The sequence below is a fragment of the Hoeflea sp. EC-HK425 genome (assembly GCF_902498795.1).
In the GTDB taxonomy this organism is placed as follows: domain Bacteria; phylum Pseudomonadota; class Alphaproteobacteria; order Rhizobiales; family Rhizobiaceae; genus Hoeflea; species Hoeflea alexandrii.
The window spans coordinates 2,060,057-2,085,000 of sequence record NZ_LR701572.1; the positions used below are offsets into that span (position 1 = coordinate 2,060,057).

Here is a 24,944-nt window from a genome sequence, read left to right on the forward strand (position 1 = left end):
CCGAAAACGTCATCCATCCGGCCTCAATGTCGATCACTCATATCCGAGCCGGGCGTGCTTATTCTCTCGCCTGCCCTAGATTGGATGTTTGGGAGGAAATGGCTGGAGCACTGCGCTGTCAGCGAATTCGATCTGAGAAGCCATTGAAAATGTGAGGCAACAGGAGAGTTCCATGATCAAGGAGAATGAAAATCGGTTGCCGAAAACAGGTGCCTCCTCAAGCACCAGCGATGCGGACAAGCAATCCCACGACCAGCTGGAAGAGCGGGAGACGCGAGAGCAGACACCGACGGAATCAGAAAGGTCACTCACCCGTGACGAGCGTGAATCGGTGGCTGAACATGGCCGGCTGTCCGCCCTTACGGTTTACTCCATCATACTGCGCGAAGGGGAAGAGGAGCTTCACCGTCCGAAGACATCGCTGTGGTGGTCAGGTGTCGCGGCAGGCATCGGGATTTCGACTTCAGTTCTGGCAGAAGCCACGCTCAGGGCCAATCTGGCACCTGACCTTCCCTATCTGACGTTAATCGAGAGCTTCGGCTATTCGATCGGCTTTGTCCTGGTGATCATGTGCAGGCTTCAGCTGTTTACTGAAAACACACTCACCGTCGTGCTGCCTGTGCTGACCAGTCCCACCCGTTCCAAGTTCTACTACACCTCGCGTTTGTGGGGCATCGTGTTTGCGGCCAACATGGTTGGGACGTTCTTCACTGCATTTCTGGCCGTTCACAGCGGGATTCTGGATGACAAGATCCTGTCATCGGTTCTGGAGATCTCGCGTCATGTGGCCGAGATACCGCCGGCGGACGCGCTGCTGCGCGGGATTCCGGCAGGCTTCTTCATCGCCGCGCTGGTCTGGATGCTGCCATCGGCAAAAGGATCCGAAGTTATCGTGATAATCCTGTTTACCTGGCTCATCGCAGCGGGCGAATTCACCCATGTCATCGCCGGATCCAACGAAATCTTCAGCCTCGTGGCGATTGGCGAGATAAATATCCTGACCGCCTTTACCCACCACATTCTGCCTGTGTTCATCGGAAACGTCATCGGCGGAACCGGGCTTTTCGCCGTGTTGTCTTACGGCCAGGTGAGCCAGGAAATGTAGAGCCATCAGTCGCGGTGGCCCCGGTGCGTTCCGTCCGGGTGTGAAACCTAGTCCAGCCGCTGTCACCCATCAGCGCGACAACGGAATTAACAGAAACGGCCCGGAACATGGTTCCGGGCCGTTCAGATTCAGACATCACATCGGTGATCAGGCCTTGGCGAGTGCCTGCTCGAGATCGGCGATGATGTCCTTGACGTCCTCGATGCCGACCGAGAGGCGGACCACGTCGGGCCCGGCGCCGGCAGCAACCTGCTGCTCTGGCGTGAGCTGGCGGTGGGTGGTCGAGGCCGGATGGATGACCAGCGAGCGGGTGTCGCCGATATTGGCCAGATGCGAGAACATCTCGAGGCCTTCCACGAACTTGACGCCGGAATCATAGCCGCCCTTGAGGCCGAAGGTGAACACCGCGCCGCCGCCCTTGGGCGAGTAGCGCTGCTGCAGGGCATGGTTCTCATGCTCGGACCGACCGGCATAGGAGACCCAGGCGACCTTGTCGTGCTTGGCCAGCCAGTTGGCGACCTCAAGCGCGTTGTCCGAGTGACGTTGCATGCGAAGCGCAAGCGTCTCGATGCCAGTCAGGATCATGAAGGCGTTGAACGGCGAGATGGCCGGACCGAAGTCGCGAAGGCCCAGCACCCGGCAGGCAATCGCGAAGGCGAAATTGCCGAAGGTTTCATGCAGGACCATGCCGCCATATTCCGGACGCGGTTCGGAGAGCATCGGATACTTGCCAGACTTCGACCAGTCGAAGGAACCGCCATCGACGATGACGCCGCCCATCGAGTTGCCGTGGCCGCCGATGAACTTGGTCAGCGAGTGAACGACAATGTCGGCACCATGTTCGATCGGCTGAATCAGGTAGGGAGAGGCCATGGTATTGTCGACGATCAGCGGCAGGCCGTGCTTGCGGGCGACTTCGGCAATGGCATTGATATCGACGAAGGTGCCGCCCGGGTTGGCAAGGCTCTCGATGAAGATCGCCTTGGTGCGATCGTCGATCTGCGCCTCGATGCTCGACATGTCGGCGGGATCGGCCCAGCGGACATGCCAGTCGAAGGACTTGAAGGACTGGCCGAACTGGTTGATCGAGCCACCGTAAAGCCGGTTGGCGGCGATGAAATTGTCACCCGGGCTCATGATGGTGTGGAACACCAGAAGCTGCGCGGCATGGCCCGAAGCCACGGCAAGCGCGGCAGTGCCGCCCTCAAGCGCTGCGATGCGCTCTTCGAGCACGGCCTGGGTCGGGTTCATGATGCGGGTGTAGATGTTGCCGAAGGCCTTGAGGCCAAACAGCGAGGCTGCATGATCGGCATCATCGAAGACGAAACTGGTGGTCTGGTAGATCGGCGTGGCGCGCGCGCCGGTTGCCGGATCGGGTTGCGCTCCGGCATGAATGGCAAGCGTGTTGAAACCTGGCTGATTGTTCGACATGGACCTCTCCCCTTGTGCCCTGTAGGGCCAGTTGCGGCCCGTGTTGGGTGTCGCGGCGTTTATCCCGCATGTCCGCGCGCTGGTCAAAGAAGAATTTTGCGCGCAACCAGCAAGAGACACGCCTGTCGCGTTATTTCAGCGCTGTTTCGGGAAAAACATGCTGCAAGATCTACAGTCCGCGAAAGGATGAGCGAGCGGAGCACCCGGCCCGGGGCTACCTCTCAGCTCTCCACGTCAGATGTGGCACATTCGGGCAGGCGTGAAAGCAGCCAGTCGCGCGAGGGGCGCACCTGTTCGGGAAGATCCTGCAGCACATCATCGACAACCTCCGCCGACACCGCGCTAACCTCGCAGCCATAGGCCTCAATGTCGCCGTCTGGATTGTCCTGTTTCCATTCGAGATAGTCCTCGCGCTCAAACGCAATGGCTGCGGCGATGCCCGCCACCGGCACCACCACCAAGGCCCGCCGGAGCCGCGCCTTGGCCTTGGTTCTGAGCACGGCCGCGGCGATGGCCTTGCGGTTGGCGATGGCGGCCGCGGCGGCACTCGCCGTCATGGTCGTGACCTGCGCCGTCAGCGACACGGCCCAGACGCCGAGACTGACCGCCGTGGTGGCGAGTGACACGCAGAGGACCACGAGAAAGGCGGTGGTGCGCACCAGCTTGAAGAGACGGACCATGATGACCTTCCGGGCAAGTCTTGAACAGGCAGACACTCATATGGAGTCTGCCCAGGCATTCCTTGCGCTCGAACTGTGGCATCAGATCGGCAAACAGACCTAGTGCCGGACTTTGCAGGGTCGGATCAGTTGCTCCCATCGCCCGGTTTGCCCCTGAGGCCGTAGCTCTGGTAGCCAGACCGCATCACCGGCTTGCGCGAGGAAATCATGCCCGAGTTGACGCCATTCCAGCCGATCTCGCCCGACAGCCGCGCATATTCGATCTTGGGGCAGCGATTCATCACCACCTTGAGGCCTGCCGCTTCAGCACGGGCGGCGGCTTCGTCATGGCGCACGGTCAGCTGCATCCAGATGACCTTCGGGAGGGGACCAAGGCTGAGGGTTTCATCCACAATCCCGGGCACGGCATCGGAAGCGCGGAAGACATCGACCATGTCAATTGGCTCGGGAACATCGCTGAGCCGTGCATAGGTCATCTGGCCGAGGATCGGTTTGCCCGCCTGCCCCGGATTGACCGGAACAACGCTATAGCCCTTGTCGAGCATGTATTTCATCACAAAGAAGCTCGGGCGGACATCGTTGGCTGAAGCGCCGACCACCGCGATGGTCTTCACCGATTTCAGGATACCGGAGATGTAGGCGTTCTCGTAGCTGTCGTGATTCATCATCTCTGTTCCGGGTTCCTGATGCAGCGGTTGTCGCAACAGGCATCAATGGCGTCAAGCATCGGCGGCGTCACCTTTTGTCCCGATACGCGCCACAATTGGCTGTATGGTGATACTACACGACCGCTTTGGAGAGCCCCATGAGACAGACAATCATATCCGCCCGGACGATCCTGCCGATTGCTGCGGTACTTGCGGCGACCCTCGCGGTCGGGACTGCACCAGCGCAGGCCATCAGCCGAGTCGAAACCACGAAGACCGACTGCAACGCCATCCGCGCGACGCTTATCCGGGAGGGTGCCGCGATCCTGCGCTACACGTCGAAGCGCGGCCTGCCGATCTATGACCGTTATGTCAGTTCGTCGTTGATGTGCGAGAGCCCGTCGGTTGGTGTCTGGGCCAGGGTACCGGCGCGGGACACGAATTCCTGCCGGGTGATCCGCTGTGATCCGCATGCAGCGGACGATGATGACGGGCTGCTCAATTTCCGCCCGCTGCTGCGGCTGTCGCAGTAGCGCCTTCGGGCAGCCAGACCGGCGTGAAGAATGACGATAGTGCTGGTGATGGGTCCATGTCCCTGCCCTATTCGGGCAGCGTCATGTGACCATTCTCATCGAGTTGCATGAAGGGGTTGTGCGCGAGTTCCCAAAGATGGCCGTCGGGATCGGCAAAATAGCCGGAGTAACCACCCCAGAACACCTCGTGCGGCTTTTTCACCGGCCGCGCGCCGCATTCAACCGCAAAGTCCCAGGCTGCGTCCACCTCGTCCCGAGAACCGAGATTATGGGCAAGCGCCACGCCCTCGAAACCCTGCGGCACAGTCGGTTCGACCGCCGCATCGGCGGCAAGCGCATCGCGGCCGAACAAGCCAAGCACCGTGCCCCTCATGTGAAAAAAGGTCACGTTGTCATTTGAGGCCGATGACCGCCTGAAGCCCAGCCGCTGGTAAAACGCGGTCGCTGCCGCCACGTCGGCGACGCCAAGCGTGATCATGGAGATACGCGGTTCAAAGGTCTTCATATCACACTCCCGCGGCCACCGACGCTATCCGGCGGGCGCTTCCAGCAAAAAGAACATACAGAGAACAAATCAGCTTGCCGGGCTTCCGTCAAGTCCATTGGTCCGGATCATTGCAGCAGGACTACTCCCCGGTCCATTCGGGCTTGCGCTTGGCGATGAAGGCGCCGATGCCTTCCTCGGCATCGCGGGCCATCATGTTCTCGACCATGACGCCGGCGGTGTATTCATAGGCGTCCTCGAGCGACATCTCGGCCTGGCGGTAGAAGGCTTCCTTACCGATCTTCACGGTCAGCGGAGACTTGGAGGCGATGACCTCGGCGTATTTCATCACCACCTGGTTGAGATACTGGCGCGGCATGATGCGGTTGATCAGCCCGAACTCGCGGGCGGTGGAGGCGTCGATGGTCTCTCCCGTCAGCAGCATTTCCATGGCCTGCTTGCGGTGCACGTTGCGGGAGAGCGCCACCATCGGCGTCGAGCAAAACAGCCCGATATTGACGCCCGGCGTGCAGAAGGTCGAGGTGTCGGTGCACATGGCCAGATCACACGAAGCCACAAGCTGGCATCCGGCGGCCGTGGCCAGACCATCGACCTCGGCAATCACCGGCACCGGCAGATGCACGATGGTCTGCATCACCTCGGCGCAAAGCTTCATGGTGCGGGCGAAAAACGCCCTGCCCCGGTCCTCGTCGGCGCGGTGAACGGTCAGCTCCTTGAGATCGTGACCGGCGCAAAACAGTTTTCCGGGCGTCGCCGAGGCGAGAATGACCACACGGATGGACTTGTCCTCGCGTGCGGCGTCGAATTCATCCTTGAGGGCTTCCATCATGGCGATCGACAGGGCGTTGGCCGGCGGATTGTTCATCTCCAGCCGCAGCACGCTGCCGTGTCTTGACACCTTGACCAGGCCGGCTGGTGCTTCCTGTTTCAATTCAACGACGTTCATGCGAGAGACCCTTTTCTGTTCAGGCTCAAGTCTAGCGCGGCAGCATCGCGGCGTGAACCCCACGGCACCGCGTTGACCGGACGCTTCGTTTCCGCAACGGTGGGTAAAGTAAATCGAATCTGGCGTGAGGGTTGAAGCCGAAGGCGAAGGTTCATCATGAACGCGACCGCCACATGCTCAGCGCCTTGTGACAGCCTACCTATACACTGACAAAAACAGGAAAATGCCCCATGTCCGCACCGGCCACGCCCGTGATGTCCGCTCCCGAGGTTTCGGCCTATCTCGATGAAGTGTTTCCGCAAATCAAGGCGAACGGGGACGATATCTCGGTTGAGGCAGTCTCGCCCGGAACGGCGCTGGTGCGGCTTCATGCCGACGACAAGCATCTGCGCCCCGGCGGAACCGTGAGCGGCCCGACCATGTTCATGCTCTCCGACCTCGCGGCCTATGCTGTGATCCTGGCGCATATCGGCCGCGTGGCGCTGGCAGTCACCACCAATCTCAACATCAACTTCCTGATGAAGCCCCAGCCCGGGCCGCTCGACGCCACCGCGATGATCCTGAAACTGGGCAAACGGCTGGTCGTCACCGACATCTCCATCCGCGATTCCGGCGGTGAACTGGTGGCGCACGCAACAGCGACATACTCCATTCCGCCGCGAAACTGAGCCGGAACAAGCGGAATTTGTACGGTATTTAAATACCGCATTCATAACCGCTTGTTTTTGAAAGGTATTTTTTGGTTCACGCCAAGAACGCCCGCTTGACGCTGATTTACCCCTCGCCTATAAGCACGCAGCGTTGGCACCTTTGGAAGGGGCTGGCGCAATCGTTGATGCGATGCTGGGCTTTCGGGCTCGACCGCAGCAACACAAGCAACAAGAAACGTCCGCGCCGGCCTGACCGGTTCCGGATCCTGAATTGAAGAGAGAACTCCATGAAAACCTTCTCGCAGAAGCCTGCAGAGGTGGAAAAGAAGTGGGTCATCATCGACGCGACAGATCTCGTCGTTGGCCGCCTCGCCTCTGTTGTTGCAAACCGCCTGCGCGGCAAGCACAAAGCCACCTTCACCCCTCATGTTGACGATGGCGACAATGTCGTGATCATCAATGCCGAAAAGGCGGTCCTGACCGGCAAGAAGTACACCGACAAGAAATACTACTGGCACACCGGCTATCCCGGCGGCATCAAGGAGCGCACCGCGCGCCAGATTTTCGAAGGCCGCTTTCCCGAGCGCGTCATCGAGAAGGCTGTCGAGCGCATGGTTCCGCGCGGTCCGCTTGGCCGTCGCCAGATGAAAAACCTGCGCGTCTATGCCGGTTCGGAACATCCGCATGAAGCCCAGCAGCCGACCGTCCTGGACGTCGCCTCGCTGAACACCAAGAACAAAAGGAGCGCCTGATCATGGCTGAACTCAATTCGCTTGAGGAGCTCGGCGCATCGGTCAACGCTGCCGAAGCTGCACCGGAAGCCCCGGTCCACGTGCGCAAGGTCGATGACCTGGGCCGCTCTTATGCGACCGGCAAGCGCAAGAACGCGATCGCCCGCGTCTGGGTCAAGCCCGGCACCGGCAAGATCACTGTCAATGGCCGCGACTTCGTCAAGTATTTCGCACGTCCGGTGCTGCAGATGGTTGTCCAGCAGCCTGTCGTCGCCGCTGCCCGCCAGGGCCAGTTCGACGTTGTCTGCACCGTCACCGGCGGTGGCCTCTCCGGCCAGGCCGGTGCTGTCCGTCACGGCATCTCCAAGGCGCTGACCTACTACGAACCCGGCCTGCGCGGCGTTCTCAAGAAGGGTGGCTTCCTGACCCGCGACAGCCGCGTCGTCGAGCGTAAGAAGTACGGCAAGGCCAAGGCCCGCCGCTCGTTCCAGTTCTCCAAGCGTTAAGCTGGAACTGCAAATATCCCAACATTTTCAAGGAGGCCCCTCACCGGGCCTCCTTTTTTGATGCTTGCTGAATAGCCCCGAGTTTCGTGGACATCCTCGGGTTGCATTTTCTGCTGCCTTTCGAACTTCACGGGTGACCGCATCCCGTCCCTAAGGTGCTCGCGCTTGAGGAGAGTGAAGAAGCTCTCCGCCATGGCATTGCCATGGCAGTTGCCGCGACGGCTCATCGAGTGCTCAAGACTATGGTGTTTCAGGAACACCGCCCGGTCCATGCTGGTGAACTGCGAGCCCTGGTCGGAACGGACCAGAACCATGTTCTTCCGCCTTCGACGCCATACCGCCATAAGCAACGCCTGCAACGCAATGCCGGTGGCCTGCCTGGCCTGCAGCGGCCAGCCGGTGACGCGGCGCGAAAACAGGCCGATCATCACCGCCAGACAGGCAAAGCTCTCCTTGTCCGGATGTAGGTGATGTCTGTCACCCACGCCCTGTCCGGCGCATCAGCTCTCAGCACTCGCCTCGGGTCTGAGCAAGTCACAGATAGCCGGCATCCATCAGCAGCATCCGGATCGTTATTGCGGCGACGGCTCAATAAACAGATGACGCCGCCCAAACCGACCCACATCAACGAAGCCAGCCTCCAATTGGTCCCTTAGATTTGGTATGTCTTGGCTACTGACCGCCAGGGCATCCCTGACGTTGTTGGTGTTTAATGCGCGGAGACCATCCGGATCCATCAGGTAGCTAACGCGGCCTTGTGCGTAAAATTCGGCGGAATAACTGCGGTCGGCCCAGTAGGTGATTGCGATATCGGGCGACGCCTCGAGTGCTCTAAGGACCAACTCTCGTTCCGACTTCACATTGAGCGTGTTGGGCAAGAAGAACGCAACCGTAGCCAGACCCAGTACTATTACCGCGACACTGATCATGGAAAGTGATCCCCATAGCCGCGTCATCCGACCTGGTGGCCCGAATACGTTTGACCAGACGGCAACCAACAGAATGGCGGCGGCAGGAATTCCCGGCAAAACATAAGCGGGAAGAATGTTGGCAGCTGGCGTGAACAGGATCAACGGCGACAATGACCAGAAAAAAAGATAACTATACCATCCGGCTTGATCTTTTCGTAAGACATCCAGAACCTGTTTGCTTCTGAGCATCAAAGCTAGCACGAAAAATGACCAAGGCAGGAATGTAAAGGTCCCATATGCCCAAATCATTCCCTTCGGGCGAGCATGAGCCGAACCGTACAAATCGCCCTGCCAGGCAGTCTCCAGGAATCGCTTGTAGTGTTCTCCGACAATGAAATAGTTCAAGAATCCTGGCGTTTTCGCTTCGGCCACAAGATACCATGGCAAAGCGATCAGAGCAGTGACAAGCAGACCCGTGATCCATGGAAGACGAAACAACTGTCGCCAGCGATTGCCTACGACGATCCAAAGGAAAATCGGGATTCCTGTTAAAACGACCGCAACCGGCCCCTTTGCCAAGAGGCCAACAGCAAGGCCAACAAAGAACAGGTACCCCCATAAACGGTGAGCCGATCTGTCAGTGAGGCAAACGTAGAACCCGGCCATGCTCATGGTCGTTCCCAGCACCATTGCCATATCGGTCACGACGAAAGCCGACGCCCCGTAAAACAGCCCTGCAGTTGCAATGACAGCCATTGCCACCAAGGCCTGGTCTGCGCCTCGCACTCTCCGGACCCAGACGTAGCAGAGCCACAGCAGGCCAAGAGATGCGATCAGAAAGAAAAAACGCGCACCAAAATGACCAACTCCGAATATTTTCATGCCCAGAGCGGACATCCAGGTGTGCAATGGTGGCTTACCCCAAAACGGGACGCCGTAATCGAACTGAGGGGTTATCCAGTCGCCTGTCTCGACCATCTTTCGCGCAATTTCTGCATATCGTGCCTCTGTCGAGTCTACGAAAGGGTACCAGAACATGGCCAGGATGCGCACGACCAGCAGGACGCAGAGAATCGCGATCAAGACTTGCCGTTCCGAATGCGTTAGCGAGAATGTCGATGTCTTTCGCACGGTATTGTTGAGCCCCACGCCAGTTGCTTCAGGCTTTACAGCCACCATTTAAGTCCCTTTCTGCTTCTCACACGCCTGCGATTCGGATCGTAGAACATCTCGATGCAATCGAACACATCGTTCCTGGCTTGTTTTCACGGGTTCTACAGCATCGTGATTGAGAAATCACCTCAAATAAATCGTTTTATTTCAACAGGTTAATTATCTTTCTGACTTGCAGGGATTCAACGCAGAGCACAATGATCGGGACCGAAACCGCCCGCCGGCAATATGCCGGGCGAACGGCACGCTACGCAAGCGAGATGACGGACCGGGACTGGGCATGGACCGAGCCTTTTCGACCAATGCCGCGCCGTCCCGGATGCCCAAAAAAGTTTTACCTGCCACAAGACATGTAAACTTCCAAATTTTTTACTGGTTTATCTATTCGTTTATTCAGCTCTCCAGATGTTAAGCCTCATCTCTGGAATTGCAGGTTTAAGCGGGGCTTCAGCTCCGCCTTTTTGTCCGCAGACAATACCTGATGCCGGTGGCCTTGCCGCTCAGGGGCGGAGCTACTATTCGGCGGGACCAGTCGTCGGTCGGACGGTTTGCTTCAGGGCCGGTTGCGGCCGGCGCAGTGAGCGCAAGGTCCAACGCGAGAGCGGGGCTTCGACCACCATGTGGTAGGCCGCAGCGCCGGCGACCGTAAAAATGGTCATGATCAGGTAATGCACCTGCCACGGCAGTTCGATCGTCGTCACGGCGGAGATGATGTGCTTGATGTAGAGGGTGATGACGAAGACGTGGGTGAGATAGAGGGCATAGGACCACTCGCCCAGGCGCGCCAGCAGCGGACTGCGGAAGGTCAGCGTGCCCAGCGCCCCATACAGCACCGCAGCCGCGGGCACGCCCCAGAACAGCATCCGCAGATCGCCAACCGGACGTTCCCACTGAAGAACAAGCAGCACGGTGCCTGTCAGGAACATGGCCAACGCAAGTCCGTGATGCAGTTGCCGTGTCCGGCTCCATGTGCGGTAGATGAGGATGCCGAAGACGAACTCAAGCAGGATCGGATCCGTATAGAACGCCAGGCTCGGATCTTCCGGGCGCACCCACAGCCCCAGGGCCACCAGAGAGATGATGAGCAGCGAGGCGCCATGCAGCCTGCGGTCGCCGAACAGACCAGCCGTCAATGCCACGATCGCATAGAAGAAGATCTCGTAGTTCAGTGTCCAGCCGACCACCAGCAGCGGTGTCGTGTTGCCGTCACCATGGTCGAGAGCCAGAAATGACAAGGATGTCATCAGGGTGGAGAGATCGGCCGTGGTCGAGTTGAAGAGATGCGGCATGAACCATGCCAGCGCGAAAACGGCAAAGGTGATCACCCAATAGGCTGGCACAACCCTGGCAATGCGGCGGATCCAGAATTCGCGGCCGTCAAAGGCGCCAGGTCGCCCCACGATCATCGCCATGACAAAACCGGAGATGACAAAAAACAGATCAACACCAGCGGCACCGACATGGTCGATGCGCTCGGGATCGAGCCCCCAGGTCTCTTGCGACAGTGCCGATACATGGTAGTAAACAACCGCGAGCGCTGCCGCCGCGCGCAGATACTGAACGGAATACAAGGTCTCCGTGGAAGCGTATGAAGACTTAGCTTCACCCATGGCCAATTCCGTCTTGTGGATCTATGGACACTGTCCTGCTTGCCCATGCTCTACCAGACAAAACTTCCCAAACCCTAAAACACCAAAAACCTAGGGGTTTTCTGCCCCGCTGCCGGAAACGGCCGACTTTGACATGCGGGTCTATTGGGTTAGACAAGGCGGACACATCCGCAGCGCCCGGGACCAGACCATGGCCAATAAATCCATCGACCACGCATTCACCACCCGTTCGCTGACCTCGGCGGCGTCTGATCCGACCTATGCCGGAGCGCTTTCGTTCATGCGGCGCAAATACACCAAGTCGCTCAAGGGCGCCGATGCGGTGGTGTGGGGCATTCCGTTCGACGCGGCCGTATCGAACCGGCCCGGCGCGCGCTTCGGACCGCAGGCAATCCGCCGTGCAGCGGCGATCTTCGACAATGATCCGCAATATCCGTTCGATCGGGATCTGTTCGAGGCGATGGCGGTGATCGACTACGGTGACTGCCTGCTCGACTATGGCAACCATCAGAAGACACCGGCGACCATCGAGCGCGAAGCGAGCAAGATCCTGGCCTCCGGGGCCTTTCTGATGAGCATGGGCGGCGACCATTTTGTCACCTGGCCGCTGCTCAAGGCGCACGCTGCCAAACATGGGCAACTGGCACTGGTCCAGTTCGATGCCCATCAGGACACCTGGTTCGACGACGGCAAGCGGATCGATCACGGTTCATTCGTCGGCCGCGCGGTTCGTGACGGGGTGATCGACCCGACCCGCTCGATCCAGGTCGGAATCAGGACCCATGCGCCGGAGGATTGCGGCATCCGCATCCTCTACGGCTACGACGTCGAGGACATGTCGGCGACGCAGATTGCCGCGACCATCGCCGATCATGTCGGCGATGCGCCCTGCTATGTCACCTTCGACATCGATTGCCTCGACCCGGCTTTCGCCCCCGGAACCGGTACACCGGTGGCCGGCGGACCTTCGAGCGCCAAGATGCTCTCGGTGCTTCAGAAACTCGGGGGGCTTGATATCAAGGGCGCCGATATTGTAGAAGTCGCGCCAGCCTATGATCACGCGGACATCACCGCGATAGCCGGAGCCTCTGTTGCCATGCATTATCTGGGACTGCTTGCAGAACGCCGATCACGACGATAACGCTCGCGAAGCCAACCAAGAGCTTCGCGAACTGAATCCGAAGCGCTGCACAAGTCCCTGATACTATTTGCATGAACGGAGAAGCCCGATGGCTCCCAAGATTTTCATTGACGGTGAACACGGAACAACTGGCCTGCAGATCGTATCGCGGCTGCAGCAGCGGAGCGACATCGAGCTGATGTCGATGCCCGTCGAGCAGCGGCGGGATCCGGCTGTCCGGACCCAGTTTCTGCGCGAGGCCGACATTGCCATTCTGTGCCTGCCCGACGACGCGGCGCGGGAAGCGGTGGCACTCGCGTCCGACGCCGGAACCCGGTTCATCGATGCTTCTACCGCGCACCGCAGCAACCCGGACTGGGCGTTCGGCTTTGCCGAGCTTTCTCAAGCTCAGAGAAAGCGCATCGCCGGTGCGCAGTTCGTCTCGAACCCGGGCTGCTATTCAACCGGCGCGATCGCGCTGATCTCGCCTCTGGTGGGAGCCGGCTTGCTGCCTGCGGACTATCCGGTCACCATCAATGCCGTGTCCGGCTACACCGGCGGCGGCAAGCAATTGATCGCGCAGATGGAAGATGCGGGCCGCGACGATGCGATCACGGCTACCTATTTCGCCTATGCGCTGGCCTTGGCGCACAAGCATGTGCCTGAGATCATGACCCATACCGGGATCTCGCGGCGGCCGATCTTCACGCCCGCCGTCGGGCGCTTCGCACAGGGCATGCTGGTCAATGTGCCGCTGCATCTCGACCTGATGACCGGCGAGCCGTCGATGGCGAACGTACACGCGGCGCTTGCCGACCACTACGGAAGCGGATCGGTCGTCGAAGTCGTTTCGCTTGCGGTCTCGTCAGGCCTGCCGCGGCTGGATCCGGAAGAAATGGCGGGCACCGACCGGATGAAGCTTTATGTCTGCGGCACCGAGGGGGCGGGACAGGTCAACCTGGTCGCTTCGCTCGACAATCTCGGCAAGGGCGCGTCCGGGGCGGCAGTGCAGAACATGGACCTGATGATCGGCGGCTAAGGCGGGCTAAGGCGCGAGCGGCGCGGCAGGCCTTGCCGCGTCTTTCGTTGCAGAAAGCCGCCTCTGCCCTTGAGCAGACGCTCTAAGAGCCGTCTTGGTATCGCTTGGCAAGATCCTCGTAATCATCCTCCTCGACATAGCGAAGTTCGCGGATGATGCGCAGTGTCGGCTTGAGTGCGAAGCAGATCGAGCCGATCAGAAAACACCAGGTCCCGGCGGTCTGCCAATTCTCCGAGAAGAACATGACCGACCCCAGCACGAATAGCAGTGCCGCGCAGACGTCGACCGTCGTGTAGGCGAGTTCGAACCAGGCGTAGTATTGTGTGTCGGAGACATATCTTCGACGACGCGACGGCTTGAAAAGTGTCATTGCACTCTCCCTTGGAAAGACGGACCCCTGCCGCCGACGTCGCGGCAGGCCTTGCCGGTCAACTCCTCAGGCTGATGTTTGTTTCCATCGGATAGGCGCCATGGAACCCGCGCCAGTGGGCGACGGCAAACCCGAGCACAACCACCGCCCAGCCCTGGTGCAGCAAGGCCCAGCTCACCGGAACCTGGGTGACAATCACCACGATCCCGATCAGGGCCTGGATGGTGACCAGTCCAAACAGCACAACGGCGCGGCGGCAATGGGTGCTGCCTCGTCCGCGCTGGATCGATGCTACCATGTGCCACAAGGCGAGCGCAAAGATGAGGTAACCGCCAAGACGGTGCACGAACTGAACCGTCAACTCGTTTTCAAAGAAATTGCGCCAGGCGGGCGCGATCACAAGCAGGCCCTCCGGCACGAAGGCTCCATTCATCAACGGCCATGTGTTGGATGCCAGCCCTGCGTCAAGCCCCGCTACCAGGCCGCCGAGATAGATCTGCACCAGGATGAGGCCCGCAAGAGCCCCTGCCGCGCGCTTCAGGCCGACACTCGGGAGCGGGTCCGAGGAGTGCGGCGCAAGGCCCCGCATCACCCAGACAATCGCCGCAAAGATGAGGCAGGCAAGGGTCAGGTGGGTGGCCAGACGGTACTGGCTGACATCAACGCGATCGACAAGACCGGACGCCACCATCCACCAGCCGACGGCGCCTTGCAGACCGCCAAGTACCAGCAGCCCGAACAAGGGCCACCGCAGGCGTTTCTCGACACGGCCCGTGGCCAGGAAAAACAGCAACGGCACGCCAAACAGCACGCCGACACCACGGGCGAGAAACCGGTGCGCCCATTCCCACCAGTAGATCACCTTGAATTCATCCAGGCTCATGCCCTTGTTGATCAGCTGGTATTCGGGGATCTGGCGATAGAGTTCGAGTTCTTCCTGCCATTCGGCCTCGCTCAGCGGCGGAATCACGCCATGGATCGGCTTCCACTCGGTGATCGAAAGGCCGGAATCGGTCAGACGAGTGGCGCCGCCGACAAGCACAAGGGCGAAAATGGCGACCAGCACGATGGCAAGCCAGACCCGCTGAACCGCACGGTTGTCGCGGATCCGCTGCTGCTCGGCCAGCAATTTCCCGGCATCCGGCGTCTCGGTGGCGGCCTGCGCCCGGGGATCCTGAAGTTCAGCGCGCGGAGCAGCGGTGGTGGCATTCATGTCCGGTTTCTTTCCTTGAGCAACACGGCGGACATGTGCACCACACGCCGTGCCAAGGCAAGGGTCAGGGCTTTGCGGCATGCCGTCGCGGCGCGTGCCCCCCGCAGGCTTGCCCTTGCGTTCAGCCCGAAAGCCGCTATGTCGGATACCAGATCAACCTGACCGCCCGAAATTACAAGGCCCCGCCATGCCCGTCCGCCTGAAGAAACTCATCGGAACCGTGATCATCGTCGCGCTGGTGATCGTCTATGCGCTGGTGGCCACGACGATCGCCACCTACCGGCTGGCGGAATCGGAATGGTATGTGCACCTGCTCTATTTCCTGTTTACGGGCGTTCTCTGGGTGGTGCCGGCAATGTTCGTTATCCGCTGGATGGAACGCCCGCCGAAGAAAAAACAGGCCTGACGACGGCCGGCGCCCCGAGCGGCGGCGTCTGGCGGCGTTAACGCGGCATTAGCCTTCAAACCGGCTTTTATGCAGCTTTGACACTATGTTTACGTGAATTTTGGGTCTCGTGCTTCATGTTTGCCCCAGCAGGCATGAAAACCCGAGAGCTCTGACATCATGGCGAATGCACAGGACATCACTGCCCCCCTGGCCTCGGCAGCAAAGCATGCGGCGGCGGCCGTGGACCGGCTGTCCGCGCGGATCGCACCGGCGCCCGAGGCAATCCCAGAGCTGTGGTCAGCGCTCGAAGCCGATCCGAAGACAAGCTTTCACCAGAGCCGCGCCTGGGTGGAAGCCTGGACCAAGACAACCGGCGCGAACCTCAACGTCGTTACTCTCGAGCACAATGGTGTACCGTTCGCCGTACTGCCGCTCGAGATCGAACAAAGGGGTGGGCTCAGCATCGCGCGCTTCGCCGGAACAGCCCATTCCAACGAAAACACCGGCCTGATCGACACCAAGCAACTGACCAAGATCGGCCAGGTTTCGGCCAAACAGCTCGCAACAACCCTGACCAAGGCGGGGCTTTCGGCAGACATCGTTCTGTTTGACAAGATGACGCCGGAGACGGCCGGGCAACCGCCGTTTTCCGGCTTGCCCCGGGTGTTCCACCAGAATCCGAGTTTCCAGCTGCCGCTCTTTACCGACTTCTCCGAGGTACTGGCGCAGATCAACGGCAAGCGCCGCCGCAAGAAGTTCCGCGTCTCGGAGCGACGGCTGGAGGCGATGGGCGGCTACCGGCACATCACCGGCGACAGCGATGCCGAAGCCCTGCTGCTGCTGGATGCTTTTCTCGAGCAGAAGCCGGCGCGGCTTACCGCGCAGGGCCTTCCGAACGTGTTTGCAGATGCCGGGATTCGGGCCTTCCTGCGCACCCTTGCGACCAACCGCAACGTGGACGGACAGCCCGCACTCGAACTTCACGGCATCGAACTTGCCGGCGGCGATCACGCGGGCCGGATCATTTCGGTGGCCGGGCTGACCGTCAAGGACCGGCATGTCACCTGCCAGTTCGGTTCGATCGACGAGACGGTGGCCGCCGACGTAAGCGCCGGGGAGCTTCTGTTCTACCTGATGATCGAACGTGCTTCGGCGAGCGGACACAAGGTGTTCGACTTCGGTGTCGGCGATCAGCTCTACAAGCGGTCCTGGTGTCCGCAACGGACAGAACTCGTTGACTGCTATGTGCCGCTCAATCTCAAGGGGCGGCTGGCCGCGCCCCTGATCTCCGGCATGATCCGCCTGAAGCGGACCATCAAGACCTCACCGGCATTGCACCGAGTTGCCGCGCGCTTGCGGGGCCTGACGGTAGAGAAAGCCAGGCCGGCTGCGGAGACCGATTGATCGCGGGATACGGCGATCAATCGGAACAAGCCTAGGAACTCAGGCGGCTGAACTGCGGTTTCCCAGCGGGCTGACCGGTTCGCCGGGTGTCATCAGCAGGATATCGTCGAAACCCTGTGCATTGAACTCAGCCAGCAGGGTGGCGATTTCGGCCTCACCTGAGCGCAGGATCGAGAGCACGATCTCGCTGCGCTCAGCGCGGGCAATCCGCGCAACCGAAGCGGCGTCGGCGGCGCCACATTCGACCACCACGAGATCATAGGCTTCGGTCAGGGCGTCGATGATCATCGGCAACCGGTCGATCGCGCGCATGGCGCGTCTTGCATTGGCGTTGCCGCGCGGGATGACATGCGCCGAAGACAGGCGATCGGGATGGATCGAGTCCGCGATGCTGGTTTCACCGCACATCAGGTCGGTCAATCCCGGAAGACGGGTCGATTCTGCCATGAGTTCGGTCGGGCAGGCCGACCCGGTCAGATCGATCAGCACGGTCTTGAGACCATCGCCGGCAACGGTGCGCGTGAGCATCACCGCGGCAGCCGAGCCCTCGTCTCCCTCCGGTGAAACGCATACCGCGACCGGCGTCTGATCGGTAATCAGTTGCTCGGCAACCGCCTCAACGCTGAAATCATCCGCATCATTGGAGATCTGGGGCAATGCTGCGGAGTGGCTTTCAGACTGGTCGCCGGACGGTGCAAAAGCCGCGGCAACGGGCACTGCTGCAGCCTGATTTGCCATTACCGGGGCGGCAGTCGGATCACCGACAAGCGCCGAGGAGGGCCGCAGGGCCCTGCCGGAGAACAATTCGCCCAGCATCACGCCGATCGACGAGAGCAGAAAGGCCGAGAGCGCTGCCACAATAATGATGGGACCGGTTTTCGGAAAATAGGCTTCCGATGCAGGGACTGCGCGGGAAATCACCCGGGCATCTGCAGGCAGGGCCTTGGGCTCGGTGCGCGAGGCCGCTTCGCGATAGCGGCTCAGATAGGTTTCGAGCAGTTCACGCTGGGCCGCCGCCTCGCGCTCGAGCGAGCGCAGCTCGACGGCCTCCTCGCCCTCGCGGGCCGACCCGGCCTTGAGTTCGTTGAGCTGGGCTACCAGTTCCTCTTCGCGCAGACGCGCAACCCGCGCATTGCTTTCGAGGCTCGAGAGCACCTTGCGGATCTCGCTGACAATCTGCTGCTCGACATCAGCCAATTGCGCGCGCAGCCCCTTCATGCGGGGATGGGCATCGAGAAGCGTGGTCGAGACATCTGCAAGCTGGGCACGGATGTTGCCCTCGCTTTCGCGCAGCCGCTGGATGACCGGGCTATCGAGCACGTCGGATACGGCATCGACCGCCTGGCCATTCTGCAGCGCTGTGCGAACCTGTTGAGCACGGGCTTCCGAATCCGCCCGCTCGCCCCTCACCCTGCTCAATTCGGTCGAAATATCAGAGAGTTGCTTGGCAGCAATGGTGTCCTGCTGGTTGACCAGCAGGAGCCCGGTCTGGGCACGGTATTCGGCGACCTTGCTTTCGGATTCACGGACCTTCTCGCGCAGCCTGGCGATTTCGGGTTCCAGCCAGGCACTTGCGTCGGTGTTGGTTTCAAGCTTGGCGCCGGACTGGAAGGCCAGATAGGCATCGACCAGGGCGTTGGGTACCTGGGCGGCGAGCGCCTCGTCCTGGGAGGAGAACTCGATGCCGATCACGCGCGATTCAGGCACGGCATAGACATCAAGCTTCTTGTAGAATTCCTTGAGAATGCGCTCTTCGGCGGGGACGTCGAGCGGGTTCTTCTTGAGGCCGAGCATGACCAGGATATCGCTGATCGCCGAGGGATTGGCCGCGGGATCGAATTCCTCGCGGGAGGACAGATCGAGCGTGCGCGCCACCTGCTTCACAAGATCGGTCGAGCGAAGAATCTCGACCTGGCTGGTCACCGCCCGGTCATCAAATGTCGTGTCGGAGTTGGTCTGGTTCTGATCGCTGGAATAGACCGGCTCACGGGTTTCGATCAGAAGCCGGGTTTCCGACTTGTAGAGCGGATTGAGCAAACCGGTGACGATGAAGGCCAGTCCTGCCGCGGCAGCGGTGAGACCCGCCACAAGCACTCTCTTCTCCCAGACCGCCTTTACCAGGCGGCCAAGATCAATATCCACATCAGCTTGTGTCATCGGCGAGACAGACATGCGCAGCTACTCCGTACTTGTACTGACCCGCAAGAGTAAAGGAACATGGTAACGCAAGGGTTAAGGCTGCAGTCAGAGTTCCTTTACCTTTGGGCTCTCCTCCCCGGCCCCGCCGGACAGCAGCTTTGATTGAAGCCGCCCTGCAGGTCGCACAGAGCAAAAAAGATCGGAGTTTTACCAGCCGTTAACCCTAATGGATCGATAACGGGTTTCGAATTTTGCACGTTTCGCGTGGAGCACGGAAAAGAATGAAACCCGCCAAGTCCAAAGTGACACATCTTCTGGCGGCCGCCATGACCGCGGTCATGCTGGCAGGATGTTCGGGCTATCAGCCGGCGCCGCGGGCTTTCCACGAGGCGGTGATGCAGCCCTACAGGCTGGACGCCGGAGACCGGTTGCGGGTCACCGTCTTTGAACAGGACGGATTGACCGGAACCTACACCATCGACCAGTCCGGCTATATCGCCTTCCCGCTGATCGGCGCGGTTCCCGCGCGCGGCCGCACATTGCAGGAACTGGAAGGCAATATCGCAGTCAGCCTGAGACAGGGCTATCTGCGCGATCCTGACGTATCGATCGAAATCGACCGCTACCGGTCGTTCTACATCATGGGCGAAGTCGGACAGGCGGGGCAATACTCCTACGTGGCCGGCATGACCGTGCAGAACGCCATTGCCATTGCCGGGGGCTATTCCTCGCGGGCAAACCAGCGCAATGTCGATATCACCCGGAACATCAACGGGAAAATCATGACCGGCAGGGTTCGGATCACGGATCCGATCCTCGCTGGCGACACGATCTATGTGCGTGAGCGGCTGTTCTAACCTGATGACAGCACACAAACCTCTACGGATCCTTCATTGCTTCCGATCGCCGGTGGGCGGCATTTTCCGGCATGTACGGGATCTGGCGGAAGAGCATGCAAAGGCCGGTCACCAGGTCGGGATCCTGTGCGATTCCACCACCGGCGGCGCCTATGAGGACAAGCTTTTCGAAAGCATCATGCCGCATCTGACGCTTGGGCTGACACGGCTGCCCATTCGCCGCTCACTTGGGCTGTCAGACATCAGCACGGCAGTCAAAACCTTTCGTGAAGTCAAGAATTTGCAGCCGGACGTGTTGCACGGACACGGCGCCAAGGGTGGCGCTTTCGTGCGACTGGTCGGCTCACGGTTACGGGTATCAAGGTCTTGCGTTGCCCGTTTTTATTCCCCGCACGGCGGGAGCCTGCACTACAACGAGAAGACCCTGCGGGGTCAGGCCTACTTTGCCATCGAACGACTGCTCGAGCGCTGGACCGACAGCCTGGTGTTCGTCTCGGATTACGAGCGCAGAACCTATGAGAAAAAGATCGGCACACCCCGCGCATCCTGGCGTCTCATTCACAACGGCTTGCGTGAAAACGAGTTCGAGCCGGTCGTTGACGATGCCGATGCGGTCGATTTCCTCTACATCGGCATGATGCGCGACCTGAAAGGGCCGGACGTCTTCATCGAAGCGCTGCGGCGTGCCGAGCAACTGGCCGGACGGCCCCTGCGCGGCGTCATGGTTGGCGACGGAGATGACAAGCCGCGCTACCAGGCACGGCTCGACCTGCTCGGCCTGGGCGAGCGGGTAAGGATGCGCGACGCCATGCCCGCCCGAGAGGCCTTTGCGATGGCGCGAACGGTGGTCATCCCCTCGCGGGCTGAATCGATGCCCTACATCGTTCTCGAAGCGGTCGCGGCCGGCAAGCCGGTGATCTCGACCGAAGTCGGCGGCATCCCTGAAATTCTCGGCACCGGCTTTGCCGGATTTGTGCCACCGGGGGACATCGAGGCGCTGGCAGCGGCCATGGCTCACGCCGTCTCCGATCCGAACTGGCTGCCCGCCTCAATGCCGCAAATGGCGGAGTTCCAAGCAAATTTCTCTGCGCAAACAATGGCAGACCGGATGATATCGCTCTACCGGGACTGCCTGGACGGACGATAACGGCACAGCGGGAAGCGCGGCGTGTCAAGTCTTTCTTAGGGAGCACATGCTATCCCCAAGGGGTAAGTTTCCGGGGAGAGTTCGACCGTGAACAAGTTCGACCGCAACGACGCGTTCAATTCCGAAGGCATCCGCAAGGCCTTGGCCGACATCAAGGTCAAGCCGAGCCTGGAGGGCGCGGATGGAAAGCCGGCGGTCGAAATGAGCCGCCTGGCACGCCAGACCGCCAACCGTCTGTCGCAGGAGAACTACTCCCCAACGATGATCATCGGTTCGCTGCGGCTTGCGGAATTCGCCTTGCTGGCGCTGACCGGTTTCATCGTCCATGCCCTCTATGTCGGCCTGTCGAGCGATGCGACCGTCTATCTCTATCTTCCGGCCATCCTGATCGGCTCGACCCTGGCGGTGCTGCTGATCCAGATTGCCGACGGCTACCAGGTTCCCGCACTCAGAAGCGCGCTACGAACCTTGCCCAAGGTGCTGAGCGCCTGGACCATTGCCTTCGCCATCATCTCCGTGCTGGCGTTCTTCATGCAGTATGGCCTGGCGTTCTCGCGGTTCTGGTTTGCGGCGTGGTACGTCTCCGGCGCGGTCGGGCTGATCATCGTGCGCAATGTCGTCGCCTTCGGCATCAGGCGCTGGGCCCGGAACGGGATCATGGAACGGCGGGCGGTCATCGTCGGCGGCGGCGAGATCGCCAAGGGCCTGATCCGCTCGATCGAGCAGGACGCCGACAATGATATCCGCATCTGCGGCTTTTTCGATGACCGGGACGAGCGGCGGTCGCCGCCGATGATCGCCGGGTACCCGAAACTGGGAAACATCGACGCGCTGGTGGAGTTTGCACGCATGGCGCGGATCGACATGCTGATCATCGCGATGCCGCTGAATGCGGAATCGCGGGTTCTCGAACTGTTGAAGAAGCTCTGGATCCTGCCACTCGACATTCGCCTCGCCGCGCACGCCAACAAGCTCAGGTTCCGTCCCCGCGCCTATTCCTATGTCGGCGCCGTGCCGATGCTCGACATCTTCGACCGGCCGATCACCGACTGGGATTCGGTGGCCAAGCGGATCTTCGATATCTTCTTCTCGCTGCTGGCCATTGCCGTCCTCTGGCCGGTCATGATCGGCACGGCGATCGCCATCAAGCTCGATTCCAGGGGACCGGTGCTGTTCCGCCAGAAACGCCATGGCTTCAACAATGAAGTCATTTCCGTGCTCAAGTTCCGTTCGATGTACACCGAGCAATGCGACCCCACGGCGCGCGCGGCGGTGACCAAGGGCGATCCGCGCGTCACCAAGGTCGGCCGTTTCATCCGTAAAACCTCGATTGATGAATTGCCGCAGTTCTTCAACGTCTTGAGGGGTGATCTTTCGCTGGTCGGGCCGCGGCCGCATGCAGTGGTGGCCGCGGCTCATGACCGGCTGTTTGCCGAAGTGGTGGACGGTTACTTCGCCCGCCACAGGGTCAAGCCCGGGGTCACCGGTTGGGCCCAGATCAATGGCTGGCGCGGTGAGATCGACAACGACGAGAAGATCAAGAAACGTACGGCCTGCGATCTCTACTACATCGAGAACTGGTCTCTTCTGTTCGATCTCAAGATCCTTTTCCTGACGCCGATCCGGCTCTTCAACACGGAAAACGCCTATTGACCAGCGCCGTCCTTCCAGCACCTGCCCTGTTTCAGCCGCAACGCGCAGCGATCTCGATGCTGGCCTCGCTGCTGGTGGCCTTCGGCGTCTTCCTTTCGGGCTTCGTGATCAACGAACCCGCACCCTATGAGCTGTTCCTGGTCGTGCTGATCGCAATCTGGGCAGTGTTCGGGCTCCGGTTGTCGAAACACATCGCACCGCTGATCGTGCTCTTCGTGGTCTTCAACATCGGCGGCATGTTCTCGATCCTGACGATGGACAACGTCAAGGACACGCCGATGTACATCGCCGTGTCGCTGTTCCTTGCCTTCACGTCGATATTCTTCGCCGCCATCATCGAAGCCGACCAGCGGCGTCTTGTGCTGATCTTCCGGGCCTATGTGGCGGCCGCAATAATCACCGCGCTTCTCGGCATCCTGGGCTATCTCGGTGTGCTGCCCGGCGGCGAGGTGTTCACCCGCTATGGCCGGGCGATGGGCGCCTTTCAGGACCCGAACGTGTTCGGCCCCTACCTGGTGCTGCCGGCGCTCTACCTGATGCACGGGCTGCTGACCGGCACCCTGAAGGCTGCTCCGTTGCGCGTGATCGGCCTGGTGATCCTGGCACTCGGCGTGTTCTTCTCGTTCTCACGCGCAGCCTGGGGCCTGCTCGCCATCACCATGGTTCTGCTGGTGTTCACCATGCTGATCAAGGAACGCACCGGCGCCTTCCGGCTGAAGATCCTGGTGATGACGCTGATCGGCACGCTGCTGCTGATTGGAGCAATCATCGTGGCGCTGCAGTTCGACCAGATCGCCGATCTTTTCTCCGACCGCGCCAAGCTGGTGCAATCCTATGACGGTGCCCGGCACGGGCGCTTCGAGCGCCACGCCATCGGCTTCCTGATGGCAATGGAGCATCCGCTCGGCATCGGGCCGCTGGAGTTCGGGCTGATGTGGGGTGAGGATACGCACAATATCTGGCTCAAGGCACTGATGGACTATGGCTGGCTGGGCTTTGTCAGCTACGTGACGCTGATCGCATGGACGCTGGTGCTGGGCTTCCGGTACCTGCTGCGTGACCGGCCGTGGCAACCTTACCTGATGATCGGCTACATCGTCCTGATAGGACACATGATCATCGGCAACGTGATCGACACCGACCACTGGCGGCATTTCTACCTGCTGATGGGCATCGTCTGGGGATGCTACGCGCTGGAAATGCGCTGGCAGGCACGGCTGCGGTCTGGGGCTGAACTGCATCAACGCCCCCTGCCCGCCTGAGGTCTGCCGAGACACGCAATCGCCGCCGTTCTTGAGTGCGGCAGTTTCAAACATTGCTGATTTTCGAAAATGGTCGGAGCGGCGGGATTCGAACCCACGACCCCTTGTCCCCCAGACAAGTGCGCTACCGGGCTGCGCTACGCTCCGACTGGGGACAGGGCTTAGATCATCAGTGTTTTGCGGGCAAGAGCAAAATGTCGGCTCTTAGGGAAAAACCGGGAAAAGCCGTGGCAGCGCTCAATCGCCGAAGCCCAGGAACCGGGTGACGTTCTCCGCCGGGCGGCGGCGGGAGACGACGGAATTGGCAATGAACTCGTCGTCGGGCCAGCCGAGCGCCACGCAGGTCAGGATCACCTGGTCCTCGGGAATGCCGGCCACGTCACGCACAACCGGGCTCTGCATGATGCCCTGGCCGTTGATTACCGCGCCAAGTCCCCTGCTCCAGGCCGCCAGAACCAGACCATAGGTCATGGCGCCGGTGTCGAAATGGGCGATGGTGTTACCCAGCAGATCGCGGTCGAAGCAGACAACAACGGAGACCGGCGCATCGAACTGGCGAAAGCCGCGCATCACCCAGTCCTGCCGGCGCTCGGCGTCATGGCGTTCGATTCCCATGGCTTCGAACAGCTGCACGGCGATCTCGATCTGGCGCTTGCGGTGCTCGCCCTCATAGGCGGCGTAATCCTCGATCTCGCGGCTCGGCGTGACGCCGGCGAGCATGCGTTCGGTATTGCCCTTGCGGACCCGTTCCAGCGGCTCACCGGTCAGCACGTGCAGGTGCCAGGGCTGGGTGTTCATTGACGAGGGCGCGCGGTTGGCGAGCGCAATCACCTCCTCAAGCAGATCACGCGGAACCGGCTTGTCGAGGAATCCCCGGATGGAACGACGGTCCTGCATCGCCTGATCAAGATTCATAAGTTCGCC

Annotated in this window: 24 protein-coding genes, 1 tRNA gene and 2 pseudogenes; 14 read left to right on the top strand and 13 right to left on the bottom strand. The window is 60.6% G+C overall.

Annotated features, from left to right (window positions below; translation table 11 throughout):
- The first annotated feature begins 172 nt into the window (after positions 1–172).
- Entirely contained in the window at positions 173–1,105 is a 933-nt protein-coding gene (locus SPHINGO391_RS12715) for a formate/nitrite transporter family protein (RefSeq protein WP_152009172.1), read from the top strand.
- Positions 1,106–1,252: 147 nt separating this feature from the next.
- Here SPHINGO391_RS12715 and SPHINGO391_RS12720 read toward each other — a convergent pair whose 3' ends face one another.
- The 3 genes from SPHINGO391_RS12720 to SPHINGO391_RS12730 form a co-directional block, all read right to left on the bottom strand.
- Entirely contained in the window at positions 1,253–2,536 is a 1,284-nt protein-coding gene (locus tag SPHINGO391_RS12720; RefSeq protein WP_152009173.1) for an O-acetylhomoserine aminocarboxypropyltransferase, read from the bottom strand.
- 221 nt (positions 2,537–2,757) lie between these two features.
- On the bottom strand, positions 2,758–3,216 hold the full coding sequence (locus SPHINGO391_RS12725) for a hypothetical protein (protein WP_152009174.1): 459 nt from the start codon (positions 3,214–3,216) through the stop codon (positions 2,758–2,760).
- Between the two features lie 125 nt (positions 3,217–3,341).
- A complete protein-coding gene (locus SPHINGO391_RS12730) occupies positions 3,342–3,881 on the bottom strand; it encodes a CoA-binding protein (protein WP_152011547.1) in 540 nt (179 codons plus the stop codon).
- A 140-nt stretch (positions 3,882–4,021) separates the two neighbouring features.
- Here SPHINGO391_RS12730 and SPHINGO391_RS12735 point away from each other — a divergent pair, with 140 nt between their 5' ends.
- The gene (locus SPHINGO391_RS12735; RefSeq protein ID WP_193217276.1) at positions 4,022–4,396 is read left to right on the top strand and encodes a hypothetical protein; all 375 of its coding nucleotides are present in this window, start codon (positions 4,022–4,024) and stop codon (positions 4,394–4,396) included.
- A gap of 67 nt (positions 4,397–4,463) precedes the next feature.
- On the opposite strand, the gene SPHINGO391_RS12740 is transcribed toward SPHINGO391_RS12735, so the two are convergent.
- Together SPHINGO391_RS12740 and SPHINGO391_RS12745 are read right to left on the bottom strand one after the other, a co-directional pair.
- Entirely contained in the window at positions 4,464–4,901 is a 438-nt protein-coding gene (locus tag SPHINGO391_RS12740; protein ID WP_152009175.1) for a VOC family protein, read from the bottom strand.
- Between the two features lie 121 nt (positions 4,902–5,022).
- A complete protein-coding gene (locus SPHINGO391_RS12745) occupies positions 5,023–5,847 on the bottom strand; it encodes an enoyl-CoA hydratase (RefSeq protein ID WP_152009176.1) in 825 nt (274 codons plus the stop codon).
- Positions 5,848–6,077: 230 nt separating this feature from the next.
- Between SPHINGO391_RS12745 and SPHINGO391_RS12750 the strand changes: the two genes are divergently transcribed.
- The 3 genes from SPHINGO391_RS12750 to rpsI all read left to right on the top strand — a co-directional run bounded on the left by SPHINGO391_RS12750 (position 6,078) and on the right by rpsI (position 7,734).
- A complete protein-coding gene (locus SPHINGO391_RS12750) occupies positions 6,078–6,515 on the top strand; it encodes a PaaI family thioesterase (protein WP_152009177.1) in 438 nt (145 codons plus the stop codon).
- A 269-nt stretch (positions 6,516–6,784) separates the two neighbouring features.
- The gene (rplM, locus tag SPHINGO391_RS12755; protein ID WP_152009178.1) at positions 6,785–7,249 is read left to right on the top strand and encodes a 50S ribosomal protein L13; all 465 of its coding nucleotides are present in this window, start codon (positions 6,785–6,787) and stop codon (positions 7,247–7,249) included.
- Positions 7,250–7,251: 2 nt separating this feature from the next.
- Entirely contained in the window at positions 7,252–7,734 is a 483-nt protein-coding gene (gene rpsI, locus SPHINGO391_RS12760) for a 30S ribosomal protein S9 (RefSeq protein WP_152009179.1), read from the top strand.
- On the opposite strand, the pseudogene SPHINGO391_RS12765 reads toward rpsI, so the two are convergent.
- Positions 7,731–8,233: pseudogene (locus SPHINGO391_RS12765) on the bottom strand (DDE-type integrase/transposase/recombinase); the annotation flags it as partial. The gene rpsI and the pseudogene SPHINGO391_RS12765 overlap by 4 nt on opposite strands.
- A gap of 73 nt (positions 8,234–8,306) precedes the next feature.
- Entirely contained in the window at positions 8,307–9,824 is a 1,518-nt protein-coding gene (locus tag SPHINGO391_RS12770; RefSeq protein ID WP_152009180.1) for a glycosyltransferase family 39 protein, read from the bottom strand.
- Positions 9,825–10,015: 191 nt separating this feature from the next.
- Here SPHINGO391_RS12770 and SPHINGO391_RS25250 point away from each other — a divergent pair.
- Positions 10,016–10,147 (top strand): annotated as a pseudogene (locus tag SPHINGO391_RS25250) (IS5/IS1182 family transposase); the annotation flags it as partial.
- A gap of 186 nt (positions 10,148–10,333) precedes the next feature.
- On the opposite strand, the gene SPHINGO391_RS12775 reads toward SPHINGO391_RS25250, so the two are convergent.
- Positions 10,334–11,389 (bottom strand): acyltransferase, encoded by a 1,056-nt coding sequence (locus SPHINGO391_RS12775; RefSeq protein ID WP_193217277.1) that lies wholly within the window; start codon positions 11,387–11,389, stop codon positions 10,334–10,336.
- Positions 11,390–11,618: 229 nt separating this feature from the next.
- Here SPHINGO391_RS12775 and speB point away from each other — a divergent pair, with 229 nt between their 5' ends.
- Together speB and argC are read left to right on the top strand one after the other, a co-directional pair.
- On the top strand, positions 11,619–12,569 hold the full coding sequence (gene speB, locus SPHINGO391_RS12780) for an agmatinase (RefSeq protein WP_152009182.1): 951 nt from the start codon (positions 11,619–11,621) through the stop codon (positions 12,567–12,569).
- Between the two features lie 88 nt (positions 12,570–12,657).
- Positions 12,658–13,587 carry an N-acetyl-gamma-glutamyl-phosphate reductase gene (argC, locus tag SPHINGO391_RS12785; protein ID WP_152009183.1) on the top strand — a complete coding sequence of 310 codons (930 nt, stop codon included), beginning with the start codon at positions 12,658–12,660 and terminating at the stop codon, positions 13,585–13,587.
- 82 nt (positions 13,588–13,669) lie between these two features.
- On the opposite strand, the gene SPHINGO391_RS12790 is transcribed toward argC, so the two are convergent.
- On the bottom strand, positions 13,670–13,957 hold the full coding sequence (locus SPHINGO391_RS12790) for a YrhK family protein (RefSeq protein ID WP_152009184.1): 288 nt from the start codon (positions 13,955–13,957) through the stop codon (positions 13,670–13,672).
- Between the two features lie 58 nt (positions 13,958–14,015).
- The gene (locus tag SPHINGO391_RS12795) at positions 14,016–15,170 is read right to left on the bottom strand and encodes a COX15/CtaA family protein (RefSeq protein WP_152009185.1); all 1,155 of its coding nucleotides are present in this window, start codon (positions 15,168–15,170) and stop codon (positions 14,016–14,018) included.
- Positions 15,171–15,357: 187 nt separating this feature from the next.
- On the opposite strand from SPHINGO391_RS12795, the gene SPHINGO391_RS12800 reads away from it, so the two are divergent.
- Together SPHINGO391_RS12800 and SPHINGO391_RS12805 are read left to right on the top strand one after the other, a co-directional pair.
- Positions 15,358–15,576, top strand: coding sequence for a DUF2842 domain-containing protein (locus tag SPHINGO391_RS12800; RefSeq protein ID WP_152009186.1), 219 nt, complete (start codon positions 15,358–15,360; stop codon positions 15,574–15,576).
- Between the two features lie 159 nt (positions 15,577–15,735).
- Positions 15,736–16,962, top strand: a complete 1,227-nt coding sequence (locus SPHINGO391_RS12805; protein WP_152009187.1) for a GNAT family N-acetyltransferase — start codon at positions 15,736–15,738, stop codon at positions 16,960–16,962.
- A 39-nt stretch (positions 16,963–17,001) separates the two neighbouring features.
- Here SPHINGO391_RS12805 and SPHINGO391_RS12810 read toward each other — a convergent pair whose 3' ends face one another.
- Positions 17,002–19,119, bottom strand: coding sequence for an exopolysaccharide transport family protein (locus SPHINGO391_RS12810; RefSeq protein ID WP_193217425.1), 2,118 nt, complete (start codon positions 19,117–19,119; stop codon positions 17,002–17,004).
- A gap of 263 nt (positions 19,120–19,382) precedes the next feature.
- Here SPHINGO391_RS12810 and SPHINGO391_RS12815 point away from each other — a divergent pair, with 263 nt between their 5' ends.
- The 4 genes from SPHINGO391_RS12815 (at position 19,383) to SPHINGO391_RS12830 (ending at position 24,020) form a co-directional block, all read left to right on the top strand.
- Positions 19,383–19,958: a polysaccharide biosynthesis/export family protein gene (locus tag SPHINGO391_RS12815; protein ID WP_152009189.1), complete on the top strand. Its 576-nt coding sequence runs from the start codon at positions 19,383–19,385 to the stop codon at positions 19,956–19,958.
- A gap of 4 nt (positions 19,959–19,962) precedes the next feature.
- Positions 19,963–21,105, top strand: a complete 1,143-nt coding sequence (locus SPHINGO391_RS12820; protein ID WP_152009190.1) for a glycosyltransferase family 4 protein — start codon at positions 19,963–19,965, stop codon at positions 21,103–21,105.
- A gap of 87 nt (positions 21,106–21,192) precedes the next feature.
- Positions 21,193–22,758, top strand: a complete 1,566-nt coding sequence (locus SPHINGO391_RS12825; RefSeq protein ID WP_193217278.1) for an undecaprenyl-phosphate glucose phosphotransferase — start codon at positions 21,193–21,195, stop codon at positions 22,756–22,758.
- Positions 22,755–24,020 (top strand): O-antigen ligase family protein, encoded by a 1,266-nt coding sequence (locus SPHINGO391_RS12830; protein WP_244615182.1) that lies wholly within the window; start codon positions 22,755–22,757, stop codon positions 24,018–24,020. Before SPHINGO391_RS12825 ends, SPHINGO391_RS12830 begins: the two co-directional genes overlap by 4 nt.
- A gap of 70 nt (positions 24,021–24,090) precedes the next feature.
- On the opposite strand, the gene SPHINGO391_RS12835 is transcribed toward SPHINGO391_RS12830, so the two are convergent.
- A tRNA-Pro gene (locus SPHINGO391_RS12835) sits at positions 24,091–24,167 on the bottom strand.
- Between the two features lie 90 nt (positions 24,168–24,257).
- On the bottom strand, positions 24,258–24,935 hold the full coding sequence (locus tag SPHINGO391_RS12840; RefSeq protein WP_152009191.1) for a nitroreductase: 678 nt from the start codon (positions 24,933–24,935) through the stop codon (positions 24,258–24,260).
- Positions 24,936–24,944: the final 9 nt, after the last annotated feature.